This window comes from Halalkalibacter sp. HAAS-P014, from assembly GCF_056619965.1.
This window is the reverse complement of record NZ_JBWQTV010000022.1, coordinates 24620-39980: the sequence shown is the minus strand read 5'-3', so window position 1 is coordinate 39980 and position 15361 is coordinate 24620. Positions and strand designations below refer to the sequence as shown.

General features: G+C 37.5%; 13 protein-coding genes. All 13 read left to right on the top strand.

All coding sequences use genetic code 11. The features are described from left to right. Window positions 1-272 precede the first annotated feature (272 nt). The 13 genes from AC1FXZ_RS17865 to dnaI all read left to right on the top strand — a co-directional run bounded on the left by AC1FXZ_RS17865 (window position 273) and on the right by dnaI (window position 15324). Window positions 273-995, top strand: coding sequence for a winged helix-turn-helix domain-containing protein (locus AC1FXZ_RS17865; RefSeq protein ID WP_480056159.1), 723 nt, complete (start codon window positions 273-275; stop codon window positions 993-995). Then, complete coding sequence (gene pnpS / locus AC1FXZ_RS17860; RefSeq protein WP_480056157.1) at window positions 988-2757, top strand: two-component system histidine kinase PnpS; 1770 nt, start codon at window positions 988-990, stop codon at window positions 2755-2757. The genes AC1FXZ_RS17865 and pnpS overlap by 8 nt, the downstream gene beginning before the upstream one ends. 527 nt (window positions 2758-3284) lie before the next feature. Next, entirely contained in the window at window positions 3285-4238 is a 954-nt protein-coding gene (gene hflK / locus AC1FXZ_RS17855; protein ID WP_480056155.1) for an FtsH protease activity modulator HflK, read from the top strand. Continuing rightward, window positions 4238-5170 (top strand): protease modulator HflC, encoded by a 933-nt coding sequence (gene hflC / locus AC1FXZ_RS17850; protein ID WP_480056153.1) that lies wholly within the window; start codon window positions 4238-4240, stop codon window positions 5168-5170. Before hflK ends, hflC begins: the two co-directional genes overlap by 1 nt. 233 nt (window positions 5171-5403) lie before the next feature. Beyond that, complete coding sequence (gene polA / locus AC1FXZ_RS17845; RefSeq protein WP_480056151.1) at window positions 5404-8028, top strand: DNA polymerase I; 2625 nt, start codon at window positions 5404-5406, stop codon at window positions 8026-8028. A 14-nt stretch (window positions 8029-8042) separates the two neighbouring features. Continuing rightward, window positions 8043-8867 carry a DNA-formamidopyrimidine glycosylase gene (mutM, locus tag AC1FXZ_RS17840; RefSeq protein WP_480056149.1) on the top strand — a complete coding sequence of 275 codons (825 nt, stop codon included), beginning with the start codon at window positions 8043-8045 and terminating at the stop codon, window positions 8865-8867. Window positions 8868-8931: 64 nt separating this feature from the next. Continuing rightward, complete coding sequence (ytaF, locus tag AC1FXZ_RS17835; protein WP_480056147.1) at window positions 8932-9567, top strand: sporulation membrane protein YtaF; 636 nt, start codon at window positions 8932-8934, stop codon at window positions 9565-9567. A 22-nt stretch (window positions 9568-9589) separates the two neighbouring features. Continuing rightward, window positions 9590-10180 (top strand): dephospho-CoA kinase, encoded by a 591-nt coding sequence (coaE, locus tag AC1FXZ_RS17830; RefSeq protein WP_480056145.1) that lies wholly within the window; start codon window positions 9590-9592, stop codon window positions 10178-10180. 237 nt (window positions 10181-10417) lie between these two features. Next, a complete protein-coding gene (locus AC1FXZ_RS17825) occupies window positions 10418-11443 on the top strand; it encodes a glyceraldehyde-3-phosphate dehydrogenase (RefSeq protein ID WP_480056143.1) in 1026 nt (341 codons plus the stop codon). Window positions 11444-11788: 345 nt separating this feature from the next. Continuing rightward, window positions 11789-12169, top strand: a complete 381-nt coding sequence (speD, locus tag AC1FXZ_RS17820; RefSeq protein ID WP_480056141.1) for an adenosylmethionine decarboxylase — start codon at window positions 11789-11791, stop codon at window positions 12167-12169. Between the two features lie 243 nt (window positions 12170-12412). Then, entirely contained in the window at window positions 12413-12871 is a 459-nt protein-coding gene (nrdR, locus tag AC1FXZ_RS17815) for a transcriptional regulator NrdR (RefSeq protein ID WP_480056139.1), read from the top strand. 77 nt (window positions 12872-12948) lie between these two features. Next, window positions 12949-14397, top strand: a complete 1449-nt coding sequence (locus AC1FXZ_RS17810) for a replication initiation and membrane attachment family protein (RefSeq protein ID WP_480056137.1) — start codon at window positions 12949-12951, stop codon at window positions 14395-14397. Further along, on the top strand, window positions 14398-15324 hold the full coding sequence (gene dnaI, locus AC1FXZ_RS17805) for a primosomal protein DnaI (RefSeq protein WP_480056135.1): 927 nt from the start codon (window positions 14398-14400) through the stop codon (window positions 15322-15324). The last annotated feature ends 37 nt before the right edge of the window (window positions 15325-15361 follow it).

The window sequence follows — 15361 nt, the reverse complement described above, 5'->3', positions numbered from 1 at the left end:
ATGGCAAGCTCGTCGCTCGCCTATTATGAGAAACCCACTCATAATAGGCTTTAAAAAATGCGACGGCTTGCTTATTGCTTCAGGGCTATCACAAAAGGTATGAAACCCAACCTTTTGTGATAGCCCTTTTAATTTTGTACATACTCGGGTTAGAATTGTTTGCTATACTGTAAATATAAAATATAGATAGAGTTTTACCTTGTGGGAATTTATTTGTGGTGATGAAGCGTTACATTTATCGTTTTATTTAAGGCGAGTTTGGAGGATAAAGAATGTCGCAACGTTTGTTAATTGTTGATGATGAAGAATCGATTGTTACTTTATTGCAGTTTAATCTTGAACAGGCTGGTTATGATGTTGTAACGGCTATAGATGGGGCAATGGCATTAGATCTGGCCAGTAAACAGCCGTTTGACCTGCTTGTTCTCGATTTAATGCTACCGAAAATGGATGGGCTAGATGTTTGCAAACACCTCAGACAAAATAAGATAATGACACCTATTTTAATGCTTACAGCAAAAGATGATGAGTTTGATAAAGTGTTAGGACTTGAACTAGGTGCCGATGATTATATGACCAAACCATTTAGTCCTCGTGAGGTTGTAGCTAGGGTTAGGGCCATTTTGAGACGAGTGCAAGCGACGCCTAGTGAATCAACTTCAAAACAAGCAATAAATGAAAAAACTATACAAATAGGTGAAGTGGAGATATTTCCTGACAATTATGAAGTGTTCTTTAAGAAAAATGCCTTAGAGTTAACTCCGAAGGAATTTGAATTGTTGCTTTATCTAGCACATCACAAGGGAAGGGTTTTAACGAGAGATCAATTATTGAATGCCGTTTGGAATTATGAATTTGTAGGTGATACGAGAATTGTTGATGTCCATGTAAGTCACCTTCGCGAAAAAATTGAAGATAACACGAAAAAACCTATGTATATTAAGACGATTAGAGGTCTTGGATACAAGTTAGAGGAACCACAATTGAATGTATAAATTACGTTTTAAAATTATGTTTGCTATCCTTTCGATTACATTTCTAGTGTTGATAGGTGTCGGTTTTGTTATTGGGCATATATATGAGAATTATTATATAAACAACGTAACTGATAGAATTGAAAAAGAAGCAAATTTAGCAGCATATTTTCTTGCCGACAATTTGCTGAATGATGAGAATGCAGAGCAGTTGGCACTAGAAATTTCGCAAATGTTAGAGTCGAGAGTGACAATCATTTTGCCAGATGGAGAAGTTATTGGAGAATCAGCAGCGGAATCGGCTACAATGGATAATCATCTCTTAAGACCAGAGATTGAAGCGATAGAACAAGGAGAACGAGAGCCATATATTCGCTATAGTGATACCCTTTTAGATGAATTACTTTATTATGCAGTCCCGATCATTGATGATAATTACATCAAACAAGGTTACTTGCGTCTTGGCTTTTCAACCGAAGAGTTATCTGAAATGACTGAAAAGATCTGGTGGAGTTTGGCTATTAGCTTTGTTATTGCGTTTGTTGTTATCATGACGATTACTTATCGGGTAACTAATGAAATGATTAGACCAATTGAAAATGCTACAATTGTTGCGAATGAACTTGCAGAAGGGAATTTCAAAGCGAGAACTTCTGAGGGAAAGCGTGATGAGATAGGCCAATTAACAAGATCGATCAATATATTAGCTTCTAATCTTCAGAAGTTAACAATAAGGCATCAGGTTCAAAGAGAACGGATGGAAACGTTGATTGATAATATGGGTAGTGGCCTTATTTTAATCAATACAAAAGGGGACATTTCACTAATCAATCGTACATGCCAAGAGATATTTGGCGAAGATACAGACCTTTGGTTAAATATGCTTTACCATGATGTTATAAAGCATAAGGATTTAAATAAGATTATTCAAAATATCTATATAACGGAAAAGAAACAGAGGGTGCAAATTTACTTTCCTGTTCATTTAGAAGTACGTCACTTTGAAGTTTATGGTGCTCCGGTATTGAGTGATAGTGGCAATTTAAAAGGGATTGTTCTCGTTCTTCATGATATTACTGAATTAAAAAAACTAGAACAAATCCGAACTGATTTTGTAGCCAATGTATCTCATGAATTAAAAACACCGGTAACATCAATAAAAGGTTTTACCGAAACTTTACTTGATGGCGCTATGAATACCGAGCCCTTAAGAGAAAAGTTCCTTGGAATTATTGCGAAAGAAAGTGAACGTCTTCAAAGCCTAATTCAAGATTTGTTAGATCTCTCAAGAATCGAACAATCTTATTTTCAACTTAAATGGAAAAGATCAAACCTTACTCCAATTTTAAATGAAGTGGTTGAACTTCTAGAAGAGAAAGCTGAAGAAAAGAAAATTGAATTAACGTTACAAATTGAAGGGGATGTAACATTTGAAGGAGATTCTGAACGGTTAAAACAAATCGTGATTAACTTAATAAATAATGGGATTATGTATACTCCTGTTGGGGGGAAAGTTGTCATTTCTGCTAGGGGAGAAAGTGAAATTGTCGCATTAGAAATTGCAGATACGGGTGTTGGTATAGGCGAAAAAGACATACCTCGAATATTTGAGCGTTTTTATCGAGTAGACAGGGCCAGAAGCAGAAACTCTGGAGGAACAGGGTTAGGTCTTGCGATTGTCAAACACTTAGTTGAAGCGCACAACGGAAAAATTGAAGTAGAAAGTACGATCGGAAAAGGGACTACCTTCACTTTGCTGTTCAAGAGAGCCCGTAGTGAGTAGGTTATCTTGTTTAGAGTCTTAACAAAACATTTACAAGATATTAAAATCATCTTAAACTTATCTATTTATAATAAAGGTGAACGTAATTCATCACTGCTAGCAAGGTTAAACTCTTGCTTAGTTATCCCCTGTTGATGAGGTTGTTTCATACCTGCGTCCTGACCAATTGCGCAACATATAGAATGCCAAAGATGTATCTGCATACTATATATTGTAGCTTTTAACTAGGTAGACAGATGTGAGACGGCCTCTTTTTTTCGCGAGAATTCAACTATATACTGATAATACCGTAATGTAATGAACCTGCATTTCTTTTCTAGTTTGAGAGGTTTTGGAATTGCAATTGTTTCCGATAACAAACATAACTTACTGATATTGCCTGTACTTTTCTACTAGAAAGCACCATTCATCTTCAAATTTGTACTATAATGTAACTAATAAGTAATTTTCTTTAAAAATATATGAAACTGTTTAATGGGAAGAAACGTAAAGAGAGAAAGAAGAACATTAAAGAAAGGGATGATACCATGACGATCAAGCGATTACTTGTTGGCTTTGGATCCATAATTGCTGTTGCGATACTAGCACTTTTTCTTGCAACAGGTTGGTACATAGTCGATGAATCAGAACAAGCTGCATTGATTACCTTTGGGAAGGTAGATGAAACGATCACTGAACCAGGTTTAAAATTTAAAATGCCTTGGCCGATTCAGCGCGTAGAAATTTTATCAAGGGGGACATATAACCTACAAGTAGGTTACAAAGAAGAAGATGGAGAAGTCGTTGAATTTACTCGAGAGGCGAAAATGATTACGGGTGATGAGAATATTTTATTTGCAGATTTAGCTGTTCAATGGCGAATCATCGACCCTGAATTGTACTTGTATAGTACTGTTGATGCCAGGGAAGTATTATACAATGCTACATCTGCTGCCCTGCGTGGGGTGATCGGAAGTACAGGGATCGATGATGTTTTAACTGATCAAAGACCTGAAGTAGAAGCGCAAGTCTTTGAAAATTTAGTTGAACTGCTAGAAGTCTATCAAATTGGTGTAAGTATCCAAGATGTAAAACTACAAGACGTTGAACTTCCGACAGATGAGGTTCGCCGTGCCTTTATGGAAGTTACCGATGCTCGTGAGGAAAGATTAACGAAAATTAATGAGGCTACAAGATATCGCAATCAGCAAATAAATGAGGCTGAAGGGGAAAAAGATGCGATTATGTCTCGGGCAGAAGGGACAAGAGCAGAGAGGATTGAGCGAGCGCGAGGGGATGTTGCAAAATTCGATGCACTCTATGAAGAATATGTAGATAACCCTGATGTGACGCGTCAACGTCTTGTTCTAGAGACACTTGAGAGCGTATTAGTAGATACAGAGATTTATATAATGGATAGCAATAGTGACACTGTGAATTATTTACCGATTAGGCCTCTAGAACGTGGACAAAGTACAGCCAGTGAAGGAGGGAGTAACTAATGAGTGATGAGAATATTGTTGACTTTAATGAACGGCGTCCTAGTGAAGAATGGAGAAAGTATGTGAAGTTAGGAGCGATGATTGTTATTTTAATAGCAATTATAGCTACGATTATTAGTAACTTGTTTATTGTAGAACAAGGGGAATACAAGGTTGTCCGTCAATTTGGTGAAGTTGTAAGAATTGAGGATGAACCTGGTTTAAGTTATAAGGTGCCGTTTATACAGACGGTGTCAACTTTACCTAAATATCAAATGATTTATGATATTCCACCAGCGGAAATAAACACCAGAGATAAAAAGAGAGTTCTTGCTGACCACTATGCCATTTGGCGAATTAAAGATCCACAATTGATGATCTCAAATACCGTAACAGCTGAACGCGCTGAAGCAATTTTAGGTGAGTTGATTTTCTCGGCAATTCGTGCAGAATTAGGTCAATTAGATTTTGATGAAATTATTAATGAAGAGAAATCTTCCCGAGGGAGCTTCAATGAATTGGTCCGTGATCGAGTGAATGAGGCATTAGACCGTAACCAATATGGTATCCTTTTAACTGACGTTCGAATGAAGCGTACCGATCTTCCAGATGAGAACGAAGAAGCGGTCTATAGCAGGATGATTTCTGAGCGCCATGCAACAGCTCAAGAGTATTTATCTCAAGGGGATGCAGAGGCTAATAGAATTCAGTCAAATACAGATCGAGAAGTAACCGAAATGCTTGCAACAGCCGATGCAGATGCCAATGAAATAGTCGGTGAAGGGGAAGCGGAAGCTGCTCGTATTTACAATGAATCTTTTGGTCGTGATACTGAATTTTATCAGTTATACCGTACTTTAGAGTCTTATGAACAAACGATTGGAGATGAAACAGTCATTGTTCTTCCGGCTAACTCTCCTTATGCTCGTCTTTTAATGGGGTATACAGAGTAGAGAACCCCAAAAGGTCAACCCCGGACCTTTTTTGTCAGGAAGTAGGCAATGGCTACGCACACTGTGCGCCTTTTGAGAACCCCACTCAAAAGGCTTAAATCAAACAGTGGCTGCGCGCATTGCTTTAAGAACCCCAAAAGGTCAACCCCGGACCTTTTGGGGTTCTCTTTTATTTTTGTTACGTTATGCTACAATGAGTGTAAGAAAATTGGATCTAGAGAGGGGCCTTTTAGTTGAAAAAGCTCGTTTTAATTGATGGAAATAGCATTGCATATCGTGCCTTTTTTGCGTTGCCTTTATTGAATAATGATAAAGGTGTTTATACAAATGCTGTGTATGGGTTTACGACAATGTTGCTTAAAATAATTGAAGAGGAAAAACCGACTCACATGTTAGTGGCGTTTGATGCTGGAAAGACAACGTTCCGCCACAAAACATTTGATGAATACAAAGGAGGCAGACAGAAGACGCCACCGGAATTATCAGAACAATTCCCACTTGTTCGTGAAATGCTAGATGCTTTTAACATTTCGCGTTACGAGGCAGAAAATTATGAGGCTGATGATATCATTGGAACGTTAGCTAAAGATGCAGCTGATAAAGATTTTGACGTTAAAGTTTATTCTGGGGATAAAGATTTACTTCAACTTGTGTCTGATAAAGTGACAGTTGTTTTAACAAAAAAAGGAATTACGAATGTAGAAGCATACGATGAGGCGTTAATTGCTGAAAAGTATGGAATATCACCTAAGCAAATTATTGACATGAAAGGTTTGATGGGCGATAGCTCTGATAATATTCCTGGTGTCCCTGGAGTTGGAGAAAAGACAGCTCTGAAATTACTAAAAGAGTTTGGTTCAGTTGAAAATGTCCTTAATTCGATTGATCAAGTATCAGGGAAGAAAATGAAAGAAAAGTTAGAAGAAAACCGAGATCAAGCGTTAATGAGTAAGGAGCTTGCCACAATATTTTTAGAAGTGCCAATTGATACGAAGTTAGACGACTTGAATTTTGGAGAGTACGATCAAGCTGCTGTAGTCTCTTTAATGAAAGAATTAGAGTTCACATCACTTGTTTCTAAATTTGATACAGAAGATGCTGTTGAAGAGGAATTGGAACAGATTACATATGAAGTGGTGGAATCCATTTCGGAAGGACAGCTAACAAATGAGGCTGCACTTATTATTGAAGTCTTAAGTGAAAACTATCATCAAGCAAAGATTGAAGGGATTGCACTAGTTAATGAAAAGGGTCGTTATTTTATCGAAACAGAAAAAGCGTTAAATTCTCAACTGTTTGTTGACTGGTTAAAAGATGAATCAACAAATATTACAGTGTTTGATGCAAAGCGTGCCGTTGTGGCGTTGGGATGGCAAGGAGTTTTGCTCAACGGAGTAACATTTGATGTGCAGATGGCTTCTTATTTGCTTGACCCTTCATTGTCATCTCATGAAATAAGTGATGTAGCAAAGCGTAAAGGGGAAGGGCAAGTACAGGAAGATGAAGTGGTTTATGGCAAAGGTGCTAAACAAAAAGTACCTGAGCTAGACAAATTGGCTGAACATTTAGTTAGAAAAGCTGATGCTTTGTACAAGCTTGAACCTTTGCTTGAAAAAGAATTAAAGGAAAATGAACAAGAGGAATTATTCCGTGAATTAGAAATGCCCCTTTCAATTATCTTAGGCCGTATGGAGACAACCGGTGTAAAAGTTGATAAGGAACAATTAGAAAAAATGGGTGAAAACCTTGCGGGACGCTTACAAGAATTAGAAGAAACGATTCATGAGTTAGCTGGTGGATCCTTCAACATTAACTCTCCTAAGCAGTTAGGGGAAGTGTTATTTGAGAAGCTTGGTCTTCCACCGATTAAAAAAACGAAAACAGGATACTCAACCTCAGCGGATGTTTTAGAAAAATTAGCGAAAGACCACGAAATAGTTGAGCATATTTTGCATTACAGGCAATTAGGGAAGCTAAATTCAACCTATATTGAAGGGTTATTGAAAGTAACAAAAGCAGATACGAACAAAATCCATACGAGGTTTAATCAAGCCTTAACGCAAACAGGTCGCTTGAGTTCAACTGATCCTAACTTACAAAATATCCCGATTCGTCTTGAGGAAGGTCGAAAAATTCGCAAAGCATTTGTTCCATCAGAGAAAGATTGGAAGATGATAGCAGCTGATTATTCACAGATTGAACTTCGAGTTCTTGCTCATATTTCAGGTGATGAGAAATTAATTGAAGCTTTTCAATCAGGAATGGACATACATACAAAGACAGCAATGGATGTGTTCCATGTAAAAGAAGAAGTCGTGACCTCTAATATGCGCCGGAGTGCAAAAGCAGTTAATTTTGGGATTGTGTACGGAATTAGTGACTTTGGTTTATCTCAAAGTCTTGGAATTACAAGAAAAGAGGCTGGTGAGTTTATTGAGCGTTATTTAACAAGTTATCCGAAGGTAAAAGAGTATATGGACCATACAATTGAGCAGGCAAGAGAAAGAGGATTCGTCTCTACTTTGTTGCATCGCAGACGTTACTTGCCGGATATAACTAGCCGTAACTTTAATAAGCGTAGTTTTGCTGAGAGAACAGCGATGAATACTCCGATTCAAGGCACAGCCGCAGATATTATTAAGAAAGCAATGGTTGAAATGGTGGCTAGAATTGAAGAAGAGAATCTACAAAGTCGAATGTTATTGCAAGTACATGATGAATTGATTTTTGAAGTTCCTGAAAATGAAATGGAAATGATGATGAAATTGGTTCCTGAGGTAATGGAACAAGCGATTGACTTAGACGTACCTCTTAAAGTGGATGTTTCATATGGTGAGACTTGGTACGATGCAAAATAAGGAGAGGTTCTTATATGCCTGAATTACCTGAAGTTGAAACGGTCAGTAGAACATTACGACAATTAGTAGTAGGAAAAACAATTACTTCTGTTGATGTATTTTGGGCTAACATTATTAAAAAGCCTGATGATGTTGAGCAGTTTAAACTTGAGTTAATTGGCCAAACCATCCATGAAGTTAATAGGAGGGGGAAGTTCTTACTCTTTGTTTTAGATGATATTACAATGGTTTCACACCTGCGCATGGAAGGGCGCTATGGCCTTTTTCAAAATGGGGCAGAACTTACACCTCATACTCATGTGGTCTTCACGTTTACAGATGGGACTGAACTTCGTTATCAGGATGTACGGAAATTTGGAACAATGCATATTTTTAAAAAAGGAACAGAAGAAGGAACACTTCCTTTATCACAGCTTGGTGTGGAGCCATTTTCTGAAGACTTTACGTTCGAGTTAATAAAGAAGGCCTTTAAACATACAACAAGGACAATTAAGGTTGTCCTATTAGATCAAAAGACGGTCGTGGGCCTTGGTAACATATATGTCGATGAGGCGTTGTTTCGCTCGCGTATACATCCTGAGCGAAAAGCCTCCTCTCTAACCGATGATGAACTTCAACGCTTGCATGAAGCGATCATTAAAACGCTGCAAGAGGCTGTTGAGTTAGGGGGAAGTTCTGTTAAATCGTATGTGAATGGTCAAGGTGAAATGGGAATGTTTCAACAGCAGTTAACTGTTTATGGACGTAAGGGAGAACCTTGCCTAAACTGTGGAGCTGAAATTGAAAAAAAAGTTGTGGGTGGTAGGGGCACTCATTACTGCATAAACTGTCAAAAATAAAGTACCGTTGGATAGGCTCTTGCCATATACTATCGTATGTTTGAAATGGAAGGAGCTTATCAATATGGTTGAGATTCTCTCCTTATTAGCAATTGCACTGGCTGTTAGTCTTGACAGTTTTGGTGTTGGTTTAACATATGGTTTGCGCAAAATGAAATTGCCTTTGCGATCACTGCTATTTATTGCAGCTTGTTCAGCCACTTCAATTCTCATCGCAATGTCTTTTGGAACTATGATTCAAACGTACTTATCACCCAGTGTTGCAGAATCAATAGGTGGAGTCATTCTAATTTTAATTGGGGCTTGGGCATTGTACCAAGTCTATCGTCCGGCAACAAATATGGCAAAAACAAAGGGCGATGAAGTTATTCTTAATTTTGAAATTAAGGTATTAGGGGTGGTTATTCGGATTTTACGAAAGCCAATGGTAGCTGATTTTGATGATTCAGGTACAATTACAGGAAGAGAAGCTTTCTTACTTGGAATAGCTCTTTCACTGGATGCATTTGGAGCCGGTATTGGAGCAGCGTTAATCGGATTTTCGCCATTTTGGATGGCGTTGAGTGTTGCTACAATGAGTGCTTTATTTGTTACGTTAGGGATGAAAAGTGGGAATCGCTTTGCGGATTCCAGCTGGATGAAGAAATTTTCATTTATTCCTGGTCTTATTCTAATTCTGATCGGGATATTTAGCTTGTAAGGGAACGAGGAGTTGTCGTTTAATGTTAATTGGGTTAACTGGTGGGATTGCTAGTGGGAAGTCAACCGTCAGCAAAATGATCGAGTCAAAAGGGGTACCAGTCATTGATGCTGATAAGGTTGCACGAGAAGTAGTTGAGCCTGGAACAAAGGCGTTACAAAAAATTATAGACCATTTTGGTGAGGATATACTGAATGAAGACGGGACACTAGCTCGGAAAAAACTAGGAGAAATTATTTTTGGAAATAAAGAAGAACGCGAATTTTTAAATAGTGTGGTCCATCCAGCTGTTCGTAATCGGATGAATGAATTAAAAGAGTACTATTTAAAGGGTGGGGCAAAGACAATTGTCTTTGATATTCCCCTTTTATATGAAAGTAATTTATTTTCGTTAGTCGATAAAGTTCTGCTTGTTTATGTAGATGAAGATATACAATTACAAAGGCTCGTTAATCGAGACCAAGCAGGAGAAGAAGATGCAAAGCAACGAATTGCTTCGCAAATGCCATTAGAAGAAAAACGGCTAAGGGCAGATGCCATAATTGATAATTCTTCAACGGTTGAAGAAACACAAAAGCAACTTGACGATATTCTGAAAAAGTGGTCATTTTAAAGAATAATAATGAAGTTACTGTATTATTTTGATGTAAAGAGGATACTAAAAAGGAAATTCTCCTTTTAGGTATCTTCTTTTTTTGTGAAAAAATACTTTTAAAAAAGGCTATAATGGGCATAATTATTATTTTAAAATTTTTCCTCTAAAAACAATGTCCTCTTCAAATAAATGTGTTATACTATTTCTAGAAAAAACAATATTGAGTATAGCTTTATTTTGGGAGGAGTTATTCTAATGAAAGCGAAAGTTGCGATAAACGGGTTTGGACGTATTGGGAGAATGGTTTTTAGAAAAGCGATGTTAGAGGGGAAGGTTGAGGTTGTTGCGATAAATGCAAGTTATCCAGCTGAAACTTTAGCTCATTTAATTAAGTATGACAGTATACATGGCCAATATGCTTTAACAGTGGAAGCAAAAGAGAATTCATTAGTTGTAGATGGAAAAGAAGTTAAACTGTTACAATCTCGTGATCCAAGAGAACTTCCTTGGGAAAAGCTAGAAGTTGATATTGTAATTGAAGCAACGGGTAAGTTCAAAACGAAAGAAACAGCAAGTTATCACCTTGAAGCTGGTGCAAAGAAAGTTTTAATTACAGCTCCTGGTAAAGATGAAGATATTACAATTGTAATGGGTGTAAATGATGGCGATTACAATCCTGAAGAACATGATATTATCTCGAATGCATCTTGTACAACAAACTGCTTAGCACCAGTAGCGAAAGTTATTGATGAAGAGTTTGGTATCGAAAGTGGTTTGATGACAACGGTTCATGCATATACGAATGATCAGAAGAATATTGATAATCCACATAAAGACCTCAGAAGAGCAAGAGCATGTGGGCAGTCAATTATACCGACTTCAACAGGTGCAGCAAAAGCAATCGCTAAAGTTTTACCTCAATTAGATGGAAAACTTAATGGAATGGCTTTACGTGTACCAACACCAAATGTATCTTTAGTTGATTTAGTCGTGAATGTTAAGAAAGATGTAACGGTTGATGAAGTGAATGCAGCATTGCAAACTGCTTCACAAAGTTCGCTAAAAGGCATTCTTGGATTTACGGAAGAACCACTTGTGTCAATTGATTTTAATGGCAATGAGCAGTCTTCAATCATTGATGGATTATCGACAATGATTATGAATGACAGACAAGTGAAGGTACTTGCTTGGTATGATAATGAGTGGGGTTATTCATGCCGAGTAGTTGATCTAATGAATCATGTTGCAAACAAATTACAAAAAAAAGTACATTTTGCATAAAGGATCGTAACCGAAGCAATGACTAGTTCATTGCTTCGGTTTTTAACGAGAATATCAATGTACATATTGTGAGATCATAAAAATAATTGTTGTTCCAACAGAAGTATTTGAAGATCAGTAGAAGGAAGTAACATACTACTGGTATGTAAAAAAAGTTGGTAAGAACTGTTGCAATCAAATAGTAAACAAAGTATACTGATTTTCGTGAACTTCAATTACAGCAAATCAGGAACTGTTTTTTACAGAAAGGGTTAGGACCTCTCTGGACTAACTTTCCCCCGTGTAATAAGACATTCCTACATGCTTGAGAAGGCATGAATTAATTTGTAAAGGGGGATTCAACTTATGGATACTATGGGTCGTCACGTAATTGCTGAATTATGGGGATGTAACGTAGAAAAGTTGAATAATATGAGTTTTATTGAACAAGTATTTGTTGATGCTGCTTTAAAGTCAGGTGCTGAGGTCCGAGAGGTTGCTTTTCACAAATTTGCTCCTCATGGTGTAAGTGGGGTAGTTATTATCTCAGAATCACATTTAACAATTCACAGCTTCCCTGAGCACGGTTATGCAAGTATTGATGTATATACTTGTGGAGACCTTGATCCAAACGTTGCCGCTAGTTATATCGCTGAGTCTTTAAGCGCTACTAGTAGTGAAGTGGTTGAGGTGCCTAGAGGAATGGGTCCAATAAAAGTTGAAAAATCAAAAGTTCAAGCATTATAACTAAAATAAAGAGGTTGACTCAGGTCTTTCTAACCTATAAGTTTTTATAGTTACATGTAGGTTAGATTTTAGGAGTCAGCCTCTTTTGGTTTGGTTATTACTGTTGCACGTATTTTTAAGTGTTTTTATGTTGTGATATATCGTTTTCTGCAAGAAGTCTATCTTGTCATCTTTCGACTTTTTCTATATCATAAAATAAAGATAACTTAAAGTTGGCGACACTTTGAAAGTGGAGATGATCAAATGCTATGTCCTGCTTGTCATCATAATGGAACTCGGGTACTTGATTCTAGGCCAAGTCATGAAGGCCGTTCTATTCGTCGAAGAAGAGAATGTGAAATGTGCAGCCATCGTTTTACAACCTTTGAAATGGTAGAGGAAATACCGTTGATTGTTGTGAAAAAAGATGGAACGCGCCAAGAGTTTTCACGTGAAAAGATTCTTCGAGGGCTAATCCGTGCGTGTGAAAAAAGGCCAGTCTCTCTCGATACTCTTGAGAAAATTGTTAATGGTGTTGAACGTGAGATCCGAGGATTGGGTAAGAATGAGATACAAAGTCATGATGTTGGAGAGTTAGTGATGGAAAGACTAGCTGACATTGATGATGTTGCATATGTGAGATTTGCATCAGTTTACCGACAATTTAAAGATATAAATGTATTCATTAAGGAACTTACTGAACTAATGAATAAAAATGATTGATAGAGCTTAAGCGATGTTCGCTACAAGCTCTTTTTACGTGATAGAACAATTTAGTTCATGTTAGAGGTGAGTAGTAGATGACTTGGCACTGGAGGGAATTGCTACCTGTCGATCGGTTTTCCGTACGGACAAGCAATTATATTACAGAAGTAGATCGTCTTGTATTAACATTATTGTATCAACCACTAACAGGTGCAGTGGCCCATAGTTTGTATGTAACTATGTTATCTCAATTAGAGAATGATCAATATTGGAGTGAGGAGCAAACACATAGACAACTTATGTTGCTCTTGGGTGTTTCGCTTGAAGTAATTTATGAAGAAAGAAAGAAACTAGAAGGAATAGGGCTTTTAAAAACGTACAAGCGTAAAAATGACGATGGTGGAGCAACATATTTATATGAACTTCAACCACCGATGACACCGAAACAATTTTTTGAAAATGATGTTTTAAGTGTGTACCTATTTAATAGGCTTGGAAAGTCTCACTACCGTCAGTTGCGTGATCGTTTTACGCTAGACAAAATAAATGAAGAAGAATATACGGAGATGACATATGCATTCGATGAAGTCTATGTCTCCTTACACCATTCGGAAATGGTTTCTAATCTCCAATCTGAAACAGGAAATGCTTTAAAAACAGACCAAGGCAAAGAGTTGGTTATGATAAATGAGTCCAATGAATTAGAGTTTGGTGAATTTGATTTTGAGCTCCTTGAAAAAAGTATTTCTTCCTTTATTGTTCCCAAAGAAGCATTAAATGAAGATGCCAAAAATACCATTAGCAGACTTGCGTTCGTCTATAAAATTGAACCGTTAGAAATGAGCAGCATTGTTGAACAAGCTATGATCCATGATGATAAACTGGATTTAAATGAATTAAGAAGAAAGGCTCAAGAATGGTACAAACTTGAACACGGGAATGAGCCCCCGGGCTTAGGTATGCAAAAGCAGCCACCCAAACATCAAACGTTACTTGGTAAAGAACCACAAACAGAAGAAGAAAAAGTAATCAAGTTCTATGAAACAACGGCACCAATTGAATTGCTTCAAGTACGGTCTGAAGGATCAAAGGTTCCGGTTGCTGATATGAAAATCGTGGAATCACTGATTATTGATCACCAATTGCTTCCAGGAGTCGTAAATGTCTTACTTGAATTTATTCTTTATAGTCAAGACATGAAGTTGTCAAAGGCCTTAGTTGATAAAGTTGCAGGACATTGGTCAAGGAAAAAGGTCAAGACAGTTAAGGAAGCAATGCAGCTTGCTCAACAGGAGAAACGAAAAGCGAGGGAGCTAGAGAATAAAGTTAACAATCCTCCAAATAGAAAGAAAAATACCCAGCGTGGGCAACAGAAGCGAGACAAGCTTCCTAAATGGTTAATTGAAGAGAGAGAGAATAAGGGAGAAAAAACGCAAGGAAAAACCAAAGTACAAGGTAGTCAAAAGTTAGTTGATGAAGAGAAAAGTTTTGATCAAATGCTCGAAGACTTAAGGCGACAAAAGGTAAAGAAGGGAGACGGTTAAATGGAGTCGATCCAATCAGCGTTAAAACAGTGGAGCAAGGATAGAAATATTGAAGAGAAATTAGATAGCGCAAAAAAAACGCTCCTTTCAGATCCATTAGTGAAAAAGGCTCTTGAAGATGTAACTACGACAGATGAGGTACTTGATCAAAGCTTAATTAAACTGTATGAGTTTCAAAAGGAACGTCAAAATTGTGAGAATTGCCCAGGCCTTAAAGAATGTCCGAATATGATGAAAGGATACCAGCCTGATCTTATCGCTACACGAAAGGCGATTGATTTAGAGTATCATTCATGTTCGCTAAAGAAAAATGAAGAGAGGGCCCGTAAACAACGTCAGTTAATTAAATCTTTTTATGTACCTAAGGACATTTTAGAAGCGACATTTGAGACGTTAGACCGTGATCAGGAACGAGAAACGGCTAGTAGAAAAGCGTTAGCTTTTGCTGTAAATGCTAGACCAGGTGAAGATGGGCAAGGGCTGTATTTCTATGGTCGCTTTGGTGTTGGGAAGACCCATTTAATGGGGGCGATCGCAAATGAGTTAAGAGAAAGAGAGATTGATTCGTTTCTCGTGTATACACCGGACTTCTTTCGCGAAATGAAGCAATCGATTGGTGATGGTACGTTTCAGGAAAAGCTTGATACGGTAAAACAAGCTCAAGTTCTTATCCTAGATGATATCGGTGCTGAGACAATATCAAGTTGGATTAGAGACGACGTGTTAGGAGCTATTTTGCAACATAGAATGCTTGAAAAGCTTCCGACTTTGTTTACATCAAATTATGATTATGATGAGCTTGAGGAACACTTAGCCTATTCAGAGCGTGGTGGAATCGAGGAATTGAAAGCCAAAAGAATTATGGAACGTATTAAGCATTTTACAACGTTTGTTAGAGTAGAAGGAGCTAATCGCAGAGAGAGGTAAAGCGCTTTGAAATTTCTTCCAAAAGTAGATTGATTAC

Excerpts from the sequence above, each read along its gene's own strand:
- AC1FXZ_RS17865 (WP_480056159.1), top strand. The coding sequence starts at position 273 with ATGTCGCAACGTTTGTTAATTGTTGATGATGAAGAATCGATTGTTACT.
- pnpS (WP_480056157.1), top strand. The coding sequence starts at position 988 with ATGTATAAATTACGTTTTAAAATTATGTTTGCTATCCTTTCGATTACA.
- hflK (WP_480056155.1), top strand. The coding sequence starts at position 3,285 with ATGACGATCAAGCGATTACTTGTTGGCTTTGGATCCATAATTGCTGTT.
- hflC (WP_480056153.1), top strand. The coding sequence starts at position 4,238 with ATGAGTGATGAGAATATTGTTGACTTTAATGAACGGCGTCCTAGTGAA.
- mutM (WP_480056149.1), top strand. The coding sequence starts at position 8,043 with ATGCCTGAATTACCTGAAGTTGAAACGGTCAGTAGAACATTACGACAA.
- ytaF (WP_480056147.1), top strand. The coding sequence starts at position 8,932 with ATGGTTGAGATTCTCTCCTTATTAGCAATTGCACTGGCTGTTAGTCTT.
- coaE (WP_480056145.1), top strand. The coding sequence starts at position 9,590 with ATGTTAATTGGGTTAACTGGTGGGATTGCTAGTGGGAAGTCAACCGTC.
- AC1FXZ_RS17825 (WP_480056143.1), top strand. The coding sequence starts at position 10,418 with ATGAAAGCGAAAGTTGCGATAAACGGGTTTGGACGTATTGGGAGAATG.
- speD (WP_480056141.1), top strand. The coding sequence starts at position 11,789 with ATGGATACTATGGGTCGTCACGTAATTGCTGAATTATGGGGATGTAAC.
- nrdR (WP_480056139.1), top strand. The coding sequence starts at position 12,413 with ATGCTATGTCCTGCTTGTCATCATAATGGAACTCGGGTACTTGATTCT.
- AC1FXZ_RS17810 (WP_480056137.1), top strand. The coding sequence starts at position 12,949 with ATGACTTGGCACTGGAGGGAATTGCTACCTGTCGATCGGTTTTCCGTA.
- dnaI (WP_480056135.1), top strand. The coding sequence starts at position 14,398 with ATGGAGTCGATCCAATCAGCGTTAAAACAGTGGAGCAAGGATAGAAAT.